Genomic DNA, 18,754 nt, shown 5'->3' with positions numbered 1-18,754 from the left:
GAAATGTAATGGGGCGTCATGCTACCTCACAGAGTTGATCCCGGGCCACCGCCAGGGTCACGGCGCCGCCCACCGGCAGCAGATCCCGGGCCGAGCGGTTGAGGCAGTCCACCGTCAGCAGGCCCGCCGCGCAGCTCACCTGATAGCGGATCACGTTGCCGAGCAGCTGCTGCCCGCTGATAACCCCCGGCAGGTGCGGCTCGTCGCTGCGGACGCCGGCCGGCAGCAGGGAGAGGGATTCAGGTCGCAGCGCCAGCTTGCCACGGCAGTGCTGGCCGAACAGGGCCTTGGCCTGCTCGCCATCGAGCAGGTTGTAGTTGCCGATAAAGCCCGCCACGAAGGCGTCGGCGGGGCGGGTGTAGATCTCCTCCGGCGTGCCGCTCTGGACGATGGACCCCTTGTTCATCAGGAAGATCCGGTCCGACATGGTGAGCGCCTCCTCCTGATCGTGGGTGACGAAGATGGTGGTGAGCTCGAGGCGCTGCTGGATCTCGCGGATCTGCTGGCGCAGGCTGCGGCGGATGCGGGCATCCAGGGCCGAGAGCGGCTCGTCCAGCAGCAGGATCCGCGGTTGCACCACCAGGGCCCGGGCCAAGGCCACCCGCTGGCGCTGGCCACCGGAGAGCTCGGCCGGATAGCGGCGCTCGAAGCCGGTCAGCTCCACCAGCGCCAGCGCCTCCTGCACGCTGGCGGCCAGATCCCGCCCCGGCTGGGGCTTCATCTTGAGGCCGAAGGCGACGTTGTCCCGCACCGTCATGTTGGGGAACAGGGCATAGCTCTGGAACACCATGCCGATGCCCCGCTTCTGGGGCTCCTGCCAGGTAATGTCCTCACCGGCCACCCGCACCTGACCGCCATCCACCGGGGTGAGCCCGGCCAGCGCCCGCAGCAGGGTGGACTTGCCGCAGCCGGAGGGACCGAGCAGGGTCACCAGCTCCCCCTTGCGGATGCCGAATTCGATCCCCTCGAACACTCTGGTGTCGCCATAGGATTTGTGCAGTTGATTCACTTCTAGATGGAACATCTTGATTCACCTATGAAATCTGTTCGCCGCCCAGGTGAGCAGCAGGGTCAGCAGGAAGTAGCTCATCACCAGTGCGCTGGTGAAGTGGCCCGAGGTCGAACGCATGTTGTAGAGATAGACCTGCAGGGTCTCGTAGCGGGTGCCCACCAGCATGTTGGCAAACACGAACTCGCCGAGCAGGAAGGAGAGCGACAGAAACAGCGCCGCCAGCAGCCCCTTGCGCAGGCAGGGGATCACCACCAGCAGGAAGGCGCGCCGGCTGCTCGCCCCCAGCAGGTGGGCGGCATCCATCAGATCTTTCAGCGGCACCCCCTGCAGGCTGTTGGCCAGCGCCCGGTACATGAAGGGGAGCACCACGGTGAACCAGGTGCCGATCAGGATCCATGGCGTGCCGATAATGGGCAGGGCACCGTCGGCGTAGATCTGCAACAGCCCTACCGAGGAGACCACGGGCGGCACCGCGAAGGGGAGCAGGATCAACAGGTTCATCCAGGGATCCAGCTTTGGGAAGTAGTAGGCCACCACCAGCACGGTGGGCACCAGTACCAGGGTTCCCAGCAGCAGGGTGGCGAAGCAGACCAGCAGGCTTCGGCCAAACGCCGCCAGAAAGCGCGGGTCGCCCCAGAGCTTGAGATACCAGTCGAGGGTGAAGCCGTCTGGCAGCAGGGTGGCCCCCCAACGAGTGGAGATGGAGTAGAGAAAGGTGGCCAGCAGCGGCAGCAGCAGGGTGGCCACCAGGGCCCCCAGCACCCAGCGCGGCCAGCCAGGTTTCAAATCATGCATGGGATTGCCCCTTGTTCACGTAGCTCTTTTTCAGCAGCCACTGGTTGGCGGCCGTCACCACCCCCAGCAGCACCATCAGGATCACCGCCAGCGCCGCCGCCATATTGGGCTCGAGGAAGATGTCGCCGGAGACCAGGCTCGCCACCCGGATAGTCACCAGATTGAAGTTGCCGGTGGTGAGGGCGTAGGCGGAGGCATAGGCCCCCACCGCGTTGGCAAACAAGATGATCAGGGTGCCGAGCAGGGCGGGGGTGAGCACCGGCAGCGCCACGTGCCAGACATATTGGCTCTTGCTCGCTCCCAGCAGGGCGGCGGCCTGGGGCCACTCATCCTGCAACGCATCGAAGGCCGGGTAGAGCAGCAGCAAAGCGAGCGGGATCTGGAAGTAGGTGTAGATGAGGATGAGGCCGCTGCCTGAGTAGAGGTTGAAGCCGTCGATGAGGCCCCAGGATTTCAGCAACAGGGTCACGGCGCCATTGATGCCGAGAATGATGATGAAGGCGAAGGCCAGCGGCACCCCGCTGAAGTTGCCGGTCATGGTGACGAAGGCCAGCAGCAGCCGTTTTACCCGCTCACCGCTGTGGCGCAGCGCCGCCGCCCCGAGCGTGCCGATGGCAAGCCCCGCCAGGCTGGCGATGCCGGCGATGCGCAAGGAGTTGGCGAACGATTGCAGGTAGAAGGGGGAGCTCAAAATCTCCCGGTAGTAGTCGAGGCCCCAGCCATCCGGGGTCTGAAAACTGCCCACCAGCACCCACACCATGGGGGCGAGCTGGAACAGGATCATCAAGAGGATAAAGGGAAGCAGCACCAGGGCGGGCAGCCAGTGGCGACGCAGCCGGCGTCGGGTGACGGTCGGTTGATCCGCGAGGATCTCGGTGGTGGCGGGCATCATCAGTGTACCTCCGGCAGGTTGCCGGCCTTGAGCAGCGGCGGGCAGCCCGGCTTGTCGTGGGAAACTCCCAGCAGGTCGGCCATCAGGGCGCAGAGCTGGGTCTGCTGCATGGCGGGACCGGCCGGCCACTGGGCCACGAACGCATCGCCAAACAGCCAGAGCGGTACCCGGCGCTCTTCGGTCAGGGTGCCGCCGTGGCTGAGATCGTTGTTCATGCCGTGATCCGAGGTGATCACCACCTGATACCCCTCCGCCAGCCACTGGGGCAGCAGGTCGGCCAAGAGGCTGTCCATCCGGCGCGCCTGATTGCGGTACTGACGGGAGTCGAGGCCGAACTGGTGGCCCGCGTCATCCACCCCCATCGGGTGGATCAAGAGAAAATCGGGGTCGTACTGGCTGCGCAGCCACTCGCCATCCATCAACAGGTGGCTGTCGGGGTAGCCGTCATCCCAGTAGAAACAGCCGTGCTGGATGGGCAGTCGCTCGTCATGGGTGAAGCGATCCCGCGCCGCTTGCCAGGGGCTCTGGTTGTAGAGCTCGCTTATCCAGTGGTAGGCCGCCGCCGCGGTGCGTTTGCCGCCCGCCCGGGCCAGATGGAAGATGGACTCCTGCCGACTGAGACGGCTCACCCCGTTGTGGGTGATGCCGCTCTCCACCGGCGTTGTTCCGGTCAGGATGCACTCGTAGAGGGGCCGGGAGAGGGAGGGCAGGGCGCAGCTCAGGGTGGCCTGCAACCCCTGTCCCGCCTCCACCATGCCCGCGAGGTAGCCCATGCAATGGGCTACCTCGGCAGAGAGGCCATCCACAAGTACCACTATCACCTTGTGTTGCACTGGCCGCTCCTTACTGCATGTTGATCATGACGGTTTCCTGCCACTGGCGCGGCAGGGCCTTGGAGCTCTGCTCCCAGGCGGCGTGATCCTGGACCGGCTTGGCATTGGCGTACTGCTCGGCCGGCAGCAGCTTGGCCTTGACGTCATCCGGCAGAGTCACGTTGCTGCGGATGGGGCGGGCGTAGCCGCGCGCCAGGTTGATCTGGCCAGCGTCGGAGAGGATGTATTCCCGCGCCAGCTTGGCGGCATTGGGGTTCTTGGCCCACTTGTTGATGATGGTGGTGTAGCCGGCGATGACGGAACCGTCGCTCGGGATCACCACATCAAACTTCTTGGGGTCGATCTGGTCGCGGTAGTTGAGCGCGTTGAAGTCCCACAGCACCCCCACTTCCACCTCGCCCTTCTCGATGTTGGCGATGGTGGGGTCGTTCAGCGACAGACGGCCCTGCTGGGCCAGCTTGCCGAACAGCTCCAGCGCAGGCTTGAGGTTCTTCTCGCTGCCGCCGGTGGCATAGGCTGCCGCCAGCACGCCGTTGTTGGCCTGGGAGGCGACACCCACGTCACCCAGGGTCACCTTGTAGTCGCCGCCCAGCAGGGATTGCCAGCTGGTGGGGGCCGCCTTGACCAGATCCTTGTTGATCAGGAAGGCGATGGTGCCGGTATAGGCCAGCATCCAGTGACCATCCGCATCCTTGGCCCAGTTCGGAATGTCGGCCCAGGTGGAGGGCTTGTAGGGCTGGGTGACTCCCTGCTTGACCGCCACCGGGCCGAAGGCGCCGCCCACGTCGCCGATGTCGGCGGTGGCGTTGCCCTTCTCGGCGGCGAACTTGGCGATCTCCTGGGCCGAGCTCATGTCGGTGTCCTGATGCTTGATGCCGTAGATGCTGCCGAGTTGCTGCCAGGTATCCTTCCAGTTGGCCCAGCTGTCCGGCATGCCGACGCTGCTGAGCTGGCCTTCACCGCGGGCGGCCTTTTCGAGATCCGCGATGTTCTCGGCGGCAAACAGTGGCTGACTGATGGCCACCAGGGCCAGTGCACTTGCGATCACGCTTTTCATCATTCCATCCCTCTGGACTAGGTCAGTTAAGGTTCGAGAGGGATGCTAGAGGGGAAATATGACGGTGGCGGGGCGCTTTGATGGCAGTTTGATGACAATCGCCCTGTCATGGCGCTGTCATCCTGCACGGTTACAACTCTCAATCCGAGTGAGGCTGGACTACTCCAGCGAGGGGTGAACCAGCCACGGCAGCCAGGATGATCGACAGGAAGATGAGCGTGATCGAACCGAGATTGAGCGAGCGGGCAGTGGCCGACGGCCGTGCCTCCAAGTGTGAACAGATTTGCCAGACCCTGCGCCGCTATATCGGCAGCGGCCAGCTGGGTGCGGGGCAGCAGCTGCCCGCCGAGCGGGCCCTGAGCGAGCGCTTCGCCACCACCCGCATCACCATCAAGGAGGCGCTCTCCAGTCTCGAGGCGGATGGCCTCATCTACCGGGCTGAGCGGCGCGGCTGGTTCGTGGCACCGCCCCGCCTCACCTACGACCCCGCCATCCACACCCACTTTCACCAGTGGATCGGCGAGCAGCAGCGCACCGCCGAGACCCGGGTGCTGGCCCACGGCGGCGAGCTGGCCAGCAGCGAGCTCTGCCGCTGGATGGGGCTGGAGCCTTTTACGCCGCTCTATGAAATCCGCCGCCTGCGCCTCATCGACGGTCGTCCTGTATTGCACGTCAGCCACCACCTACTGGCCAGCCGGTTTCCCGACATCGCCAGCGCGCCGCTGGCCAGCTCCCTCACCGAGCTCTATCGGGAGCGCTATGGCATAGGCCAGGGCGGGGCGAGTCTCGAGATCACCCCCTCGGCGGCGCGCGGCGCCATTGCTCGCGCCCTCAATCTGGCGGAGGGGAGCGCCGTGCTGCGGCTGGTGCGGGTCAACTACGACGAGCGGGGAGCGCTGGTGGATTGCGATATTGAACACTGGCGACCGGATGCGATCCGCATCTGTTTCGATACGCGAGCATTGCAGCCGCTCGCAGGCAAGCAGCAGCAAACCCGGCTCGTGGATCCAGCGTGTCCTGGCGGGTCATGCCTGTGAGGAAAGGAGGGGGAGCGGATCCCGCGGGATCCGCCGGGATCAGTTGTCGATATTGGGGATCAGATCGTCGAAGCTCTGATAGCCGCAGTCGGCCAGTTGCAGCGACATGGTGTAGGTCTTGCTGCCCTCCCGCTGGCCGATGGCGGGGCGGTTGAGCTTGAGCTCCTGGTGCCAGTACTCCTTCATCCGCTCGATCAGCGCCATCGCCTCGCTCTCGTCCAGATGGAGCTGACACAGCGCCATGTAGTTGTTGGGCCTGTGCATGTTCTCCACCAGATAGTCCCCCAGCACCGACATCGCCTGGCGCGCCTGCTGACGGGCGAAGCGGCTGTGCTGCTCGAAGCTGATCCGCTCGCTGATGAGGAAGTGGTAACTGTTGTCGATGCCGAGCTGCAGGATGCCGAGCTTCTCCAGCTTGCGCAGGTAGAGGTAGCAGGAGGCATCGGTCAGGCCGTACTCCCGCTTGAGATCGATCAGGGTCTTGTCGCGCCAGAAGATGTTGGCGAGAAAAGCGTAGAGGCCGGGCTCCCTGTGGAACGCCTCGTCCTGCTCCTGGGTGAAGACGGCGCGCCGGCTCTGGGCGTCCTGGGTGCGGTCCAGCAGCTCCTCGAACGACAGCCCCACCAGGTGGCACACCTCCAGCAGGGTGTCGAACGGCAGGGAGGGCTTGTTCATCATCCGCTTGACGGTGGCGATGGAGACCCCCATGGCTTCTGCCAGGGTCTGATAGCGGATCCCCTTGTCGGTCAGGGTCTTCTTCAGGGTGTCGAGAATATTGTTGGCCAGGGTCTGGCTGTAGGTCATGCAACTATTCCTTTATCTGCATTTTTATGTTGTGTCAGAAATTGAGTTCTTTTGTCGTTGTGGGCTCAGATACTGACACTTTAAAAAACCAGAGGAAACAAACCCGACCTAATCGATTGAAATGGCCAGACCAGTCGCGCTCGAAGGTTGCAGATAGTGATACTCTGCGGTGCATATCCTTCAACCGTTCAACATTTTGCTGGTGGCGCATAAAACATCGCGCATAATTCAAAACGAATCGGATTCAAGACCTTCCTGGTTGAGAAATCGATTGTTTGCTTCCAATTTAAGGGTTTTTTAAACCGCAAGGTTTTTTATTCTTTCCTGGCATTGAGCGGAACTCGCAAGAGGGCCGCTTTTTTCTTTTCCTAGAATCTGAGCCCGCCGTCAAGACAGGGGCTCAGTTTCGGCACTTCCTGCGCCGCCGCCCTCGCGCGGCAGACATTTATTCCCCCTTGCAGGGAAACAGCTTGGGTATCTCCCGGATCAGCCAGCTCTTGGCCTTGCCCATGGTGTCGCGCCGCCAGGCCAGCACCACCTGGATCTGGTGGCGATACTCGGGGCCGATCACCTTGAGCCGTCCGGCCCGGATGTCCTCTTCAATCCAGCTCAGCGGCATGGTGCCAACCCCGATCCCCGCCAGCAGGGCGTCGCGCTTCTCGCCCATGGTGCTGACGGTCAGCCGCGGCTGCTTGTCGAGCAGACGATAGGTGAGTACCGGCTTGCGCAGCGCCGTGTCGGCCACCGCGATGGCCCGGTAGCGGCGCAGGGTATCGTCTGCCAGGGGCTCGGGCTCCTGGTGCAGGGGGTGATCCGGGTGGGCGACGTAGAGCATCACCTCCTCCTGCAGCGGCTGGTGCTTGATGCCGGTCATCATGATGTCGGGATTGAGGGAGGAGATGAGCAGGTCGGCCCGGCCATCCTCCAGACACTCCCAACTGCCCGCCAGCACTTCGGCCCGCAGCCGCAGTCGGGTATCGGTCAGCTCGGCCAGCCGCTCCACCAGCGGGTAGAGCGCCTGCAGCGGCACCAGCGCATCGACGGCGATGGTGATGTCGGTCTCCCAGCCGCGGGCCAGCGCCCGGGTCTCGCCCACCAGATGCTCGGCCGCCTCCAGCAGAATCCGGCCGCGCTCCAGCAGCATGCGGCCGGCCGGGGTGAACTTGGTTCTGTGGCCGCTGCGGTCGAACAGCATGGCGTCCAGCTCGTCTTCCAGCTTCTGTACCGTGTAGCTCAGCGCCGAGGGCACCTTGCCCAGTTCGTCGGCTGCCGCCGCGAAGCTGCCGCGGCGGTCGATGGCATCCAGCACCCGGATGGCTTCCAGGGTCAGCGCCCGTTCCTTGTTCAGTTCCTTGGCCATAAATTGCCTTCAATTTTTTTGAACATGTTTGCCAGTTTATCTCGCTAACAAGTTAGGCCAAGTGTCTTTAATATTCAATCAACGCTTAGGCAGGAGCGCCAAGCAGCCAAATAAACGGGTAGTTCCAGACTGTGCCCCCCTCAATCAGGGCGTCTGACTTCGGTGAAAGAACAACACACTATTTGAATGACCTCTTGCATGGATGCATTGATTCTGGCCACAGCGGCCTTGGCAATGACATAAAACCAAGAGAGTGAATGAACATGAAAAACGTAATCAAGATGCTGGCCGTTGCAGGCCTGATGATCGCAGGTTTTGCTCAGGCTTCCGTCCCGGCTGACCTCAACGCCGCCCCGGGCGTGCTGTTTGTAAACTGGCACGCCACCGCCGCGGTGGAAGGCAAGGGCAACCCCATGCTGGAAGTGCGTGACGAGTCTGGCGACCTGGTTGCCTCCGTGCACGCCAACCTGATGGGCAGCCAGCAGGTGCAGATCCCGAGCCGCACCCAGGGCAACCTGACCGTGAGCCTGGGTGAGCAGAGCAGCGACTACCGCATTCCGTTCGGCATCGGTAGCGGCAAACAGCGTTAATCAACCGTATCGGTACGTGAGGAGCACACCATGATGAAATTGAGAGCCGCAGAAGCGCGCGGCAAGGCCAACTTCGGCTGGCTGGATGCGCGCCACAGCTTTTCCTTCGGGCACTACTACGACCCGGACTGGATGGGGCATTCAGTGCTGCGGGTCATCAATCAGGATCTGGTGGCGCCGGGTGGCGGTTTCGCGACCCACCCTCACGCCAACATGGAAATCCTGACCTGCGTGCTGCAAGGCACCATAGAGCACAAGGACAGCCTCGGCCATGCCGAGCAGATCCCGGCGGGGGATTTCCAGCTGATGAGCGCAGGGTCCGGCATCCGGCACAGCGAGTACAACCCCTCGCAGACCGAGCCGCTCTCCCTGCTGCAAATCTGGATCGAGCCGAACGAACACGGCACGACACCCGGCTATCAGCAGAAGAAGATTGAAGCCAATCCGGGCATGACGCTGGTGGCGTCACCGGACGGCGAAGCAGGATCCTTCAGGATCCGCCAGCAGGCCCGCGTCTGGCGGTTGCAGCTTGAACCGGGTGAGAGCCTCACCTGGGAGCTGGCCGGCCGACACGGTTACCTGCAGATGATTTCAGGGGAGCTTGCCGCCAACGGTCTGGCTGCCCGACCCGGCGACGGGGTTCTCAGTCGTGATGAGCCCAAATGGGATCTGGTGGCCATGAGTGCCAGCCAAGCCCTGTTATTTGACCTACCCTGAAGCAGTCAGCGGTGATGTGACGCAAAACGAGGATATTGAAATGGACAAGATGAAAGATTTGGCACTGCTGGTGGGTCGCGTACTGCTGGCTCTGATGTTTGTGATGGCGGGCTGGGGCAAGATCGGCGGTTACGCCGGTACCCAGGGGTATATGGAAGCCATGGGCGTGCCCGGTTTCATCCTGCCGCTGGTGATCCTGCTGGAGCTGGGCGGTGGCCTCGCCATCATGCTGGGCCTGTTTACCCGCAGCCTCTCCGTGCTGATGGCCGGTTTCACCCTGATGGCAGCCTTTATTTTCCACTATCAGCCTGCCGATCAGATGCAGATGCTGATGTTCATGAAGAACGTCTCCGTGGCCGGTGGTTTCCTGGCCCTGGCGGCGGCCGGTGCAGGGGCCTTCAGCCTGGATGCCCGCCTCGGCAAGAACTGGTAAACCCCGCAGGTTCGAGTTTTCCAATGCCTTTTGGCCGGTGCAGTTGCACCGGCTTTTTTATGCCCGTCACATTTGCCTGCGGCAGATGGGCGATGTGATCGGCGACAACAAGCGCCTTTTGCATCTTCCCCCCCGATCCCCGACAATCCCAATTCTTGTTGAAGTGGCGGGGATCTTTGAAGTTTTCCCGCGATCACACCTCTTTTGCACTGGCGGGAATTGCTCATGTTTACCCTCTACCACTCCAATCAGCTGGATCTGCTCAAAGAGTTGCTGGTGAGCCGCATCCGGCAGACCCCCCTCGCTCACCCCTTCGAGCGCGAGCAGATCCTGGTGCAGAGCCCCGGCATGGCCCAGTGGCTCAAGCTGGAGCTGGCCAAGGCCTTCGGCATCGCCGCCAATATCGACTTCCCGCTGCCCGCCAGCTTTATCTGGGAGATGTTCACCCGGGTGCTGGCGGACGTGCCGCGCCAGAGCCCCTACAACAAGGGCTCCATGAGCTGGCAGCTGATGACCATCTTGCCCGCCCTGCTCGACCGCCCCGCCTTTGCGCCGCTGGCCGCCTATCTGGGCGGGGATGACGCGGAGTCATTGCAGGATCCCGAGCAGGTACGGCTGTGGCAGCTCTGCCAGAAGGTAGCGGATCTGTTCGACCAGTATCTGGTCTATCGGCCGGACTGGATCGCCCGCTGGGAACAGGGGGAGGGATTGAGTCAGGAGCTGGCCGGGGTGAGCGGCCAGGATTGGCAGCCGGAGCTGTGGCGCGAGCTGGTGGCTCGCACCCTGGCGCTGGCCCCCAGCGGCTACCACCGCGCCAACCTCTACGAGGAGTTTATCCACGAGCTGGAACGCACCGCCGAGCTGCCGGGCAAACTGCCCCAACGGGTGTTCGTGTTCGGCATCTCGGCGCTGCCGCCGCGCTATGTGGAGGCGCTGCTGGCCCTCGGCAGCCGGGCTGAGGTGGAGGTGCACCTCTTCGTCACCAACCCCTGCCGCTACTACTGGGGGGACTTGCTCGATCGCAAGACCCTGGCACGCCTCGAAAACAAGCTCAAACCCGGTACCGACATCGAGACCCTGCAGGGCCCCGCCAACCCGCTGCTCGCCTCCATGGGCAAGCTGGGGCGCGACTACCTGCACCAGCTGATGGAGCTGGAGGTGCCGCAAATCGAGGCCTTCGTCGATATCGATGACACCAGCTTGCTGCGCGCCATCCAGCAGGATGTGCTGGAGCTGGCCGAGCGGGGGGCTGGCGAGTTCGAACTGGATAGCAGCCAGCACAAGAGCCCGATCGACGCGAGCGATGGATCCCTGCAGATCCACGCCTGTCACGGCCCGATGCGGGAGCTCGAGGTGCTGCACGACCGCCTGCTGGCGCTGTTCGAGCAAGACCCCACCCTCACCCCGAAAGACGTGGTGGTGATGATGCCGGATGTGAACAGCTATGGCCCCTATATCCAGGCGGTGTTCGGGGCGAGAGGCCAGATCCCCTTCGCAGTGTCCGATCGGGCGGCGAGTCAGGAGAGCCCGCTGCTGCAGAGCTTCCTCGCCCTACTGAGACTCCCCAACGCCCGGCTGGGAGCCGGCGAGCTGCTCGCCATCCTCGAGGTGCCCGCCGTGCTGCGCCGCTTCGAGCTCGATGACGACGAGTTCAACCAGCTGCGGCGCTGGGTGCAGGAGACCGGCATCCGCTGGGGGCTGGATGACGGCTACCCGGAGCGCTTCGATCTGCCGCGCCTCTCTGGCAACAGCTGGCTGTTCGGCCTGCGCCGCATGCTGCTCGGTTTTGCCATGGGGGACGGCGAGCCGGTGGCGGGCATTTTGCCCTACGCCGATATCGAGGGGCAGCAGGGGCTGGCGCTCGGCAAGCTTGCCTGGTTTGTCGACTCCCTGGCGGAATTTTTGCCCCGCCTGCAACAGGCGCAGCCGCTGCCAGAGTGGATCGCCTGCCTCAACGAGCTGCTGGAGCGCTTCTATCTGGCCGACGAGGATGAAGAGCGCCAGCTGCAGCTTATTCGCAGCCAGCTGGCTGACTGGCTCGCCCAGCTTGGCGAGGCCCGCTTCGAGCAGCCCATGAGCGCGGATCTGCTGCAGGATTACCTCGGCAGCGTGCTGGGGGAGTCCCGCTCCAGCCAGCGCTTCCTCGCCGGTCAGGTCAACTTCTGCACCCTGATGCCGATGCGCTCCATCCCCTTCCGGCAGGTCTGCCTGCTCGGCATGAACGACGGCGTCTACCCGCGCACCCTGCCCCCCATGGGGTTTGACCTGATGGCAGTGGCGGGCCGGCGCGGGGATCGCTCCCGCCGCGACGACGACCGCTACCTCTTCCTCGAGGCGCTGCTGAGCGCCCAGCAGGGGCTCTACATCAGCTATCAGGGTTTCAGTGCCCAGGACAACAGCGAGAAGGTGCCCTCCGTGCTGCTGGCGGAGCTCATCGACTATGTGCGGCAGGGCTTCGTGCTGGCGGGGGATGAGAACCTCGATGACGAGACGTCCGGCAAGCGGCTGCTGGAGCACCTGATCGTCGAGCACCCGCTCACCCCCTACAGCCGCAGCTACTTCTATCCAGCGGCGCATTCCGGCCTCTTTACCTATGCCGCCGACTGGCTGCCGGCCCTGAGCCCAGAGCGCGGGGCCGCCAACTTCCAGAGCGGCGAGCTGCCGCTGCCCCCCGAATGGGGGAAAGAGCAGGGGTTGGAGCTGGCGGAGCTGCTGCGCTTCTATCGCCAGCCCGCCAAGTATTTCCTCAACCGCCGTCTCAAGGTGTGGTTCGAGCTGGACGAGGCCGAGATAGAGGACAGTGAGCCGTTCGAGCTGGACGGCCTGCAGCACTACCAGCTCAAGGCGCTGCTGCTCGATGCCCACCTCGAGGAGGGGGAGAGTGAGGAGCGTCGCCAGCGCCTGCAGCTCTCCGGCCTGCTGCCCCAGGGCTGGTTCGGCAGCCTGCTGCTGGACGATCTGGATGCCGAGATGGGCAAGCTGGCGGAGAGGCTACGTCCCTGGGTGGCGGCCAATGAGGCGGACAAACAGGCGGTGGAGATCGATATCTCCCTGACCCAGGGCCAGCTGCAGGGGTGGATCGACACCCAGAAGGGGCGCTTGCTGGTGGTCAAACCCGGCAGCTTCAACGGCAAGGATTTGCTGCTGGGCTGGATCCAGCACCTTTGCCTCTCCCTGAGTGATGCCCCCGGCGACACCCTGCTGTTCGACGCCAAGCAGAGCCTGCGCCTGCCCAGGCTTGCGGCTGACGAGGCGCGGCCAAAACTGGCGGCCCTGGTGGCGCTCTGGATGCAGGGGATGAAGCGGCCGCTGCCGTTTTTCCCCAGCACCGCCTGGGAGTGGATCAAGGGGATCGAGAAGGATCCGGAGAAACCGGAGGCCGCCGACAAAGCGGCCCTCGCCCGCTTCAACGGCGGCTACATGGTGACGGGGGAGGGGCAGGACGTCTACGTTGCCCGCTGCTTCCCGGAACTCGATGACGAGGTGCTGGCCCAGCTGCAGGCGCTGGCCCGCGAACACCTGACCCCGCTGATCAAGGCGCTGGAGGAGTTGCAATAATGGCCAATCCGCTCAATACCCTGCGTTTTCCCCTCCATGGCGAGCGGCTGATCGAGGCCTCCGCCGGCACCGGCAAGACCTACACCATCGCCGGCCTCTACCTGCGTCTGCTGCTGGGCCATGGCCCGCTCATCGAAGAGGGGGAAGACGCCGGTCAGCCCAGCGCCCACGAACGGCCGCTCTCGGTGACCGAGATCCTGGTGGTGACCTTTACCGAGGCGGCCACTGCCGAGCTGCGCGGGCGGATCCGCGGCCGCATCCACGAGGCGCGCCTTGCCTTTATGCGCGGGCAAAGCGGCGATGCCCTGCTGGCCCAGCTGCTAGCCGAGGTGGAGGATCACGAGCTGGCGGCCCGCCGTCTGCTGGCCGCCGAGCGGCAGATGGACGAGGCGGCCGTCTTCACCATCCACGGCTTCTGCCAGCGGATGCTGAAACAGAACGCCTTCGAATCGGGCGCCCTCTTCGAAACCGAATTTCTCACCGATGACAGCCAGCTCAGGCTGCAGGCGGTGAGCGACTACTGGCGCGCCGAGTTCTATCCGGTGGATAAAACCCTAGCCAGCGCGGTGCGCGCGCTCTGGCCAAGCCCGGCGGCCCTGCTGCGGGAGATGAACGGCTGGCTCGACAACAGTGAGCTGGAGATGCGCCCGCCGGCGGGGGACGAGACCCTGGCTGCCCGCCATCAGGTGGCCATGAGTCGCATCGCTGCGGTGAAGAGCGAATGGCTGGCGCAGGCGGACGAGATCCGCCGCCAGACCGATGGCCACATCAGCCGCTACACCGGCAAGAACTACGAGGGGTGGCTCGCCAAAATAGCCGACTGGGCGCAAGACGAGAGCAGCGGCTACGCCATTCCCAAGGAGCTGGAGCGCTTCGGCCAGAGGGTGCTGGAGGCGAACCTCAAGAAGGGGGGCGACGTGCCCACCCTGCCGCTGTTCAGCGAGATTGATGCGCTGCTGGCGAGCCGCCCTGGCATTCGGGATCTGATCCTGCAACGGGCGGCCAAGGTGGTGCGCAGCCGGATGCAGGCCAGCAAGCGCCAAGCCCATCAGCTCTCGTTCGATGACTTGCTCAAAGACCTCGATGGGGCGCTCGGCTCCGGCCTTGGCGAGCGGCTCTGCGAGCGCATTCGCGCCACCTACCGGGTGGCGATGATCGATGAATTTCAGGATACCGACCCCCAGCAGTACCGCATCTTCCACCGCCTCTACGGCGGCCATCAGGATACTGCACTGCTGATGATCGGTGACCCCAAGCAGGCCATCTACGGCTTTCGCGGCGCCGACATCTTTACCTATATTCAGGCGCGGCGAAATGTGAGCGCCCACTACACCCTCGGGCGCAACTGGCGCTCCAGCAGCGCGCTGGTGGCGGCGGTCAACGGCCTGTTCGAGCGGGCGAAAGATCCCTTTATCTACGAGGCGGATATCCCCTTCCTGCCGGTGGAGGCGCAGGGCAAGAGCAAGGCGCTACTGCTGGAGGGCGAAACCGCCCCCGTGCTGCACTGCTGGCAGCTCACCGGCCAGCCCACCTTCAACCGGGGGGACTACCAGAGCAAGATGGCCCGCGCCACGGCGGCGGAGATCCACCGCCTGCTGACCCTGGCCCGGGAGGGCAAGGCGCTGATTGGCAGCGAGCCGGTGAAAGCCGGGGATATCGCCGTGCTGGTGCGCACCGGCGCCGAGGGCAAGCTGGTGCAGCAGGAGCTGGCACGGCTCGCCATCGCCTCGGTTTATCTGTCGAATCGCGAGAGCGTGCTGGAACAGGTGGAGGCGCGGGAGATCCTGCTCATTCTGCACGCCTGCCAGAACCCGAGCGAGGAGAGAAGTTTGCGGGCGGCGCTCGCCACTGGCCTGTTCGATCTCGACGCCAAGGCCCTCGACGAGCTTGCCTCGGATGAGCGGGCGTGGGAGAGCGCGGTGCAGGAGTTTATGGAGTACCGCAAGGTCTGGCACAAGCGTGGTGTACTGGCCATGCTGCGGGCCCTGCTGCACCGGCGCAATCTCGCCGCATCCCTCTTGGCGAGCCCCTACGGCGAGCGGCGGCTGACCAATTTCCTCCATCTGGGGGAGCTGCTCCAGCAGGTGAGCAGCGAGCTGGACGGTGAATACGCCCTGCTGCGCTGGCTGGGGGAGGCGGTAAACCGCCAGAGCGGCCAGGATGCTGAGCAGATACTTCGCCTGGAGTCCGAGCGCAAGCTGGTGCAGATCGTCACCATCCACAAATCCAAGGGGCTGGAGTACCCGCTGGTGTTCCTCCCCTTTATCTGCAGCCACCGCAGCGCCGACACCCCCCTCTATCATGAGGCCGATGAGGCGGGCAATCGCACCATCCTCGATCTCACCGGCGCCGAGGATTCCTTGGCAGAGGCCGACAAAGAGCGCCTCGCCGAAGACTTGCGCCTGCTCTACGTGGCGCTGACCCGGGGCGTTTACGCCACCTGGCTGGGGCTGGCGCCGGTGCGCTCCGGCAACGGCAAGTCGGAGAAGACTGACCTGCACCAGACCGCCATCGGCTACCTGCTGCAAAAGGGGGAGGAGGGGGACGCCGCGACCCTGGCCACCGCCCTCAGTGCGCTTGCTGAGGATCTGCCCGGGGTGGCCGTCGGTGAGCCCTCGCTCACCCGCCCGGCCCCGCTGCCGGCCGAAGAGGAGCAACTGGGCGAGCCCAAGGTGCGCCGCTTTGGCGGCACCCTTGAGCGGGACTGGTGGATCAGCTCCTACTCCGGTCTCGCGGCCCAGGGCCACGGCCACAGCAAGGGGGTGCTGGCCAACCCCGGCTTCGATGACGAGGTGGTCACCGAGGCGGCGGCGCTGGCTGCCGAAGAGCCAGTGCAGGCGCCCCAGCCCTCCATCTTCACCTTCCCGAAAGGGGCGCGCCCCGGCACATTGCTGCACAGCCTGTTCGAGACCATCGACTTTCAAAGTGCCGCAGGCGAGCCGCTGGCACAGCATATCGCCACCCTGCTGGCGCAGGATGGCTTCGACGAAAGCTGGGCCCAAGTGCTGCAACAGCAGGTGGAGGCGGTGCTGGATACGCCGCTTGAGACCGCGTTACTTGCAGAGAGTGGCGAGCCGGTGCGGCTGCGGGATCTGGCCCCCGAGCGCAAGCAGGTGGAGCTGGAGTTTTTCCTGCCCATGGGGCGGGTGACGGCACCGGCGCTGACCGCGCTCTGCCAGCAGCACGACCCGCTGTCGCGGGGCAACAAGCCGCTCAGCTTCGCCACCGTGCAGGGGATGCTCAAGGGCTTTATCGACCTGGTGTTCGAGTGGCAGGGGCGCTGGTATCTGCTCGACTACAAGTCGAACCACCTCGGCATGAGCCCGGCCGACTACAGCCGGCCGGCGCTGGAGCAGGCCATGGTGGAACATCGCTACGATCTGCAATACCAGCTCTATTCGCTGGCGCTGCACCGGCTGCTCGCCCTGCGTCTGCCGGGCTACGACTTCGACCAGCACTTTGGCGGGGTCTTCTATCTGTTCCTGCGTGGCATGCCGCAGGGGGGGATCTTCCATACTCGCCCCAGCCGTGAGCTGGTGCTGGGGCTGGATCGGCTGTTTAGCGAGGGGGCAACGACCGCCTCTGCACAAGAATGGGATAACGGGGTAGAAGCATGAAGAGCGCAATCATGATCGAACGGCTCAAGGCCTTGGCGCTGGCTGGCCGCATCCGCCAGCTGGATCTGCAATTTGCCAAGCTGGTGGCCGATCTGGGCGGCACTCCCGAGCTGGTGCTGGGGGCGGCGCTCGCCTGCTTCGAACTGGGGCGCGGCCATGTTTGCCTGCCGCTGGAGATGCTCTCTGCCGGATCCTTGCGCCCGTTCGGGCTGGATCCGGATCAGGGCCGGGATCTGCTGGCCGATCTGGCGGATCCTGCGAGCTGGCCCGCCCTGTTTGCGGCAAGCCCGCTGGTTGGCAGCGAACAGGATGAGGGGCAAGCCCCCCGCTGGCCGCTGCGGCTCTGGCACGGCCGCCTCTACCTCACCCGCTACCACGATCACGAGCAGGGAGTGGCCCGCCATCTGCGAGCGTTAAGCGAGAGAGCCGAATGGCCCGAGATTGCCCCGGCCCTGTCGCGCCTCTTTGCCCGCGACTACGGCCTGGTGTTCGCAGCCCTGCTCAAGGCCCGCCTCGCCCCCGACTTCTCGGCCCGCCACTTTATCGAGAAGTATCTGGATCTGGTGTTCCCGAACGAAGTGGAGTGGCCTGCCATCGAGGCGCTGCTGGCCAGTGCTCAGGCCGCAAACGACCTGAACAAGCTGGATGCGCTGGTGCCCGAGTCGCTCTGCTGCAACGGCCAGAAGCTGGCGGCGGCCACGGCGGCGGCACGCCCCTTTGCGGTGATCTCCGGCGGTCCCGGCACCGGCAAGACCACCACGGTCGCCAAGCTCTTGGCCATTCTGGTGGAGACCGGCCTGCAAGCAGGCAAGGCCCCGGCGATCCGGCTGGTGGCCCCCACCGGCAAGGCGGCGGCGCGTCTGACCGAGAGTATCGGCGCTGCCCTGCAGGCGCTGGACTTGCCCCCCGAGTGGGTGGAGGCCATCCCCACCGAGGCGGGCACTCTGCACCGGCTGCTCGGGGTCATTCCGGGGCGCAGCCAGTTCCGCCACCACAAAGGCAACCCGCTGCACCTCGACCTGCTGGTGGTGGACGAGGCCTCCATGGTCGACCTGCCGATGATGGCGCGCCTGCTCGATGCGCTGCCAAGCCACGCTCGCCTGATCCTGCTCGGCGACAAGGATCAGCTCGCCTCGGTGGAGGCGGGGGCCGTGCTCGGCGACATCTGCAGCTTTATCGAACAGGGCATCAGCCCGGCGCAGGCGGATTGGCTCTCCCGCCAGACTGGCTACCGGCTGCAGGGCTCGCCTGCCGGGGCACCGGTGCGTGACAGCCTCTGTTTGCTCTCCAAGAGCTGGCGCTTCGATCAGCACTCCGGCATCGGCCAGCTGGCGCGCGCCTGCAACAGCGGCGATGCGGCGGCGGTGGAATCAGTCTGGGGCATGGGCTTTGCCGATATCAGCCTGCACCCCTGGGCCGGGGAGGCCTACGACGAGTTGATTGCCCAGGGGGTGGCTGGTTACGGCAGCTATCTGAAGGCCGCCCGCGCGGGGGAAGATCTCGCTGCCGTGTTCAAGGCGTTCAACGGCTTCCAGATCCTCTGCGCCCTGCGCGATGGCCCGTTTGGCGTCGAGGGGCTCAACGAGCGCCTCGAACTGGCCCTGTCACGGGCCGCTCTGATCGCCCGCGATGGCGACTGGTATGCGGGCCGCCCCGTGATGGTGGTGCGCAACGACCACGGGGTCGGCCTCTACAACGGCGATATGGGGCTCTGCCTGCCCGATGAAAGCGGGCGGCTAAAGGTATGGTTTGAGCAGCCGGACGGCACCCTGCGGGCGCTCCTGCCAAGCCGGCTGCCGCCCCATGAGACCGTCTACGCCATGACCATTCACAAATCCCAGGGCTCGGAGTTTGCCCATACCGTGTTGGTGCTGCCCGACAGCCCCAGCCCGCTGTTGACCCGCGAGCTGGTCTACACCGGCATCACCCGCGCCAAGGCGCGCCTCGATCTCTACGGCGATCGCGCCCTGCTGGCCCAGGCGGTGCGGAAAAAGACCGAGCGGTATTCAGGGTTGGCGGAGAGATTGGGGGAGTGATGGGTTGGACGGC

The 18,754-nt window shown here is 64.9% G+C and carries 14 protein-coding genes; 7 read left to right on the top strand and 7 right to left on the bottom strand.

Translation table 11 applies throughout. The features are described from left to right. Positions 1-16: 16 nt before the first annotated feature. The 5 genes from BN1143_RS07495 to BN1143_RS07475 are packed head-to-tail and all read right to left on the bottom strand — an operon-like array spanning position 17 to position 4,589. Positions 17-1,024, bottom strand: a complete 1,008-nt coding sequence (locus BN1143_RS07495) for an ABC transporter ATP-binding protein (RefSeq protein WP_042050161.1) — start codon at positions 1,022-1,024, stop codon at positions 17-19. 6 nt (positions 1,025-1,030) lie between these two features. Beyond that, a complete protein-coding gene (locus tag BN1143_RS07490) occupies positions 1,031-1,807 on the bottom strand; it encodes an ABC transporter permease (RefSeq protein WP_042050160.1) in 777 nt (258 codons plus the stop codon). Next, the gene (locus BN1143_RS07485; RefSeq protein ID WP_042050159.1) at positions 1,800-2,699 is read right to left on the bottom strand and encodes an ABC transporter permease; all 900 of its coding nucleotides are present in this window, start codon (positions 2,697-2,699) and stop codon (positions 1,800-1,802) included. The genes BN1143_RS07490 and BN1143_RS07485 overlap by 8 nt, the downstream gene beginning before the upstream one ends. After that, a complete protein-coding gene (locus BN1143_RS07480; protein WP_017787902.1) occupies positions 2,699-3,532 on the bottom strand; it encodes an alkaline phosphatase family protein in 834 nt (277 codons plus the stop codon). The genes BN1143_RS07485 and BN1143_RS07480 overlap by 1 nt, the downstream gene beginning before the upstream one ends. Positions 3,533-3,542: 10 nt before the next feature. After that, positions 3,543-4,589 carry an ABC transporter substrate-binding protein gene (locus tag BN1143_RS07475; RefSeq protein ID WP_005306158.1) on the bottom strand — a complete coding sequence of 349 codons (1,047 nt, stop codon included), beginning with the start codon at positions 4,587-4,589 and terminating at the stop codon, positions 3,543-3,545. A gap of 197 nt (positions 4,590-4,786) precedes the next feature. On the opposite strand from BN1143_RS07475, the gene BN1143_RS07470 reads away from it, so the two are divergent. Next, entirely contained in the window at positions 4,787-5,626 is an 840-nt protein-coding gene (locus tag BN1143_RS07470; RefSeq protein ID WP_042050158.1) for a UTRA domain-containing protein, read from the top strand. Positions 5,627-5,665: 39 nt separating this feature from the next. Here the strand turns inward: BN1143_RS07470 and BN1143_RS07465 are convergent, their stop codons facing one another. Both BN1143_RS07465 and BN1143_RS07460 read right to left on the bottom strand, forming a co-directional pair. Then, entirely contained in the window at positions 5,666-6,430 is a 765-nt protein-coding gene (locus BN1143_RS07465) for a helix-turn-helix domain-containing protein (RefSeq protein ID WP_005306152.1), read from the bottom strand. 445 nt (positions 6,431-6,875) lie between these two features. Continuing rightward, positions 6,876-7,790: a LysR family transcriptional regulator gene (locus BN1143_RS07460; protein WP_010635876.1), complete on the bottom strand. Its 915-nt coding sequence runs from the start codon at positions 7,788-7,790 to the stop codon at positions 6,876-6,878. A 257-nt stretch (positions 7,791-8,047) separates the two neighbouring features. On the opposite strand from BN1143_RS07460, the gene BN1143_RS07455 reads away from it, so the two are divergent. The 6 genes from BN1143_RS07455 (at position 8,048) to recD (ending at position 18,741) form a co-directional block, all read left to right on the top strand. After that, the gene (locus BN1143_RS07455; protein ID WP_042050157.1) at positions 8,048-8,380 is read left to right on the top strand and encodes a hypothetical protein; all 333 of its coding nucleotides are present in this window, start codon (positions 8,048-8,050) and stop codon (positions 8,378-8,380) included. A 30-nt stretch (positions 8,381-8,410) separates the two neighbouring features. Beyond that, positions 8,411-9,097, top strand: coding sequence for a pirin family protein (locus BN1143_RS07450; protein ID WP_005306141.1), 687 nt, complete (start codon positions 8,411-8,413; stop codon positions 9,095-9,097). A gap of 40 nt (positions 9,098-9,137) precedes the next feature. Next, complete coding sequence (locus BN1143_RS07445) at positions 9,138-9,530, top strand: DoxX family protein (protein WP_026141481.1); 393 nt, start codon at positions 9,138-9,140, stop codon at positions 9,528-9,530. 225 nt (positions 9,531-9,755) lie between these two features. Then, entirely contained in the window at positions 9,756-13,088 is a 3,333-nt protein-coding gene (gene recC / locus BN1143_RS07440; RefSeq protein ID WP_042050156.1) for an exodeoxyribonuclease V subunit gamma, read from the top strand. Continuing rightward, positions 13,088-16,705, top strand: coding sequence for an exodeoxyribonuclease V subunit beta (gene recB / locus BN1143_RS07435; protein ID WP_042050155.1), 3,618 nt, complete (start codon positions 13,088-13,090; stop codon positions 16,703-16,705). The genes recC and recB overlap by 1 nt, the downstream gene beginning before the upstream one ends. After that, on the top strand, positions 16,702-18,741 hold the full coding sequence (gene recD / locus BN1143_RS07430; protein WP_042050154.1) for an exodeoxyribonuclease V subunit alpha: 2,040 nt from the start codon (positions 16,702-16,704) through the stop codon (positions 18,739-18,741). Before recB ends, recD begins: the two co-directional genes overlap by 4 nt. Positions 18,742-18,754: the final 13 nt, after the last annotated feature.

Source organism: Aeromonas dhakensis (genome assembly GCF_000820305.1).
GTDB lineage: Bacteria > Pseudomonadota > Gammaproteobacteria > Enterobacterales > Aeromonadaceae > Aeromonas > Aeromonas dhakensis.
Note: the sequence above shows the minus strand (reverse complement) of the source record. Positions and strands in the feature narration are given on the sequence as shown.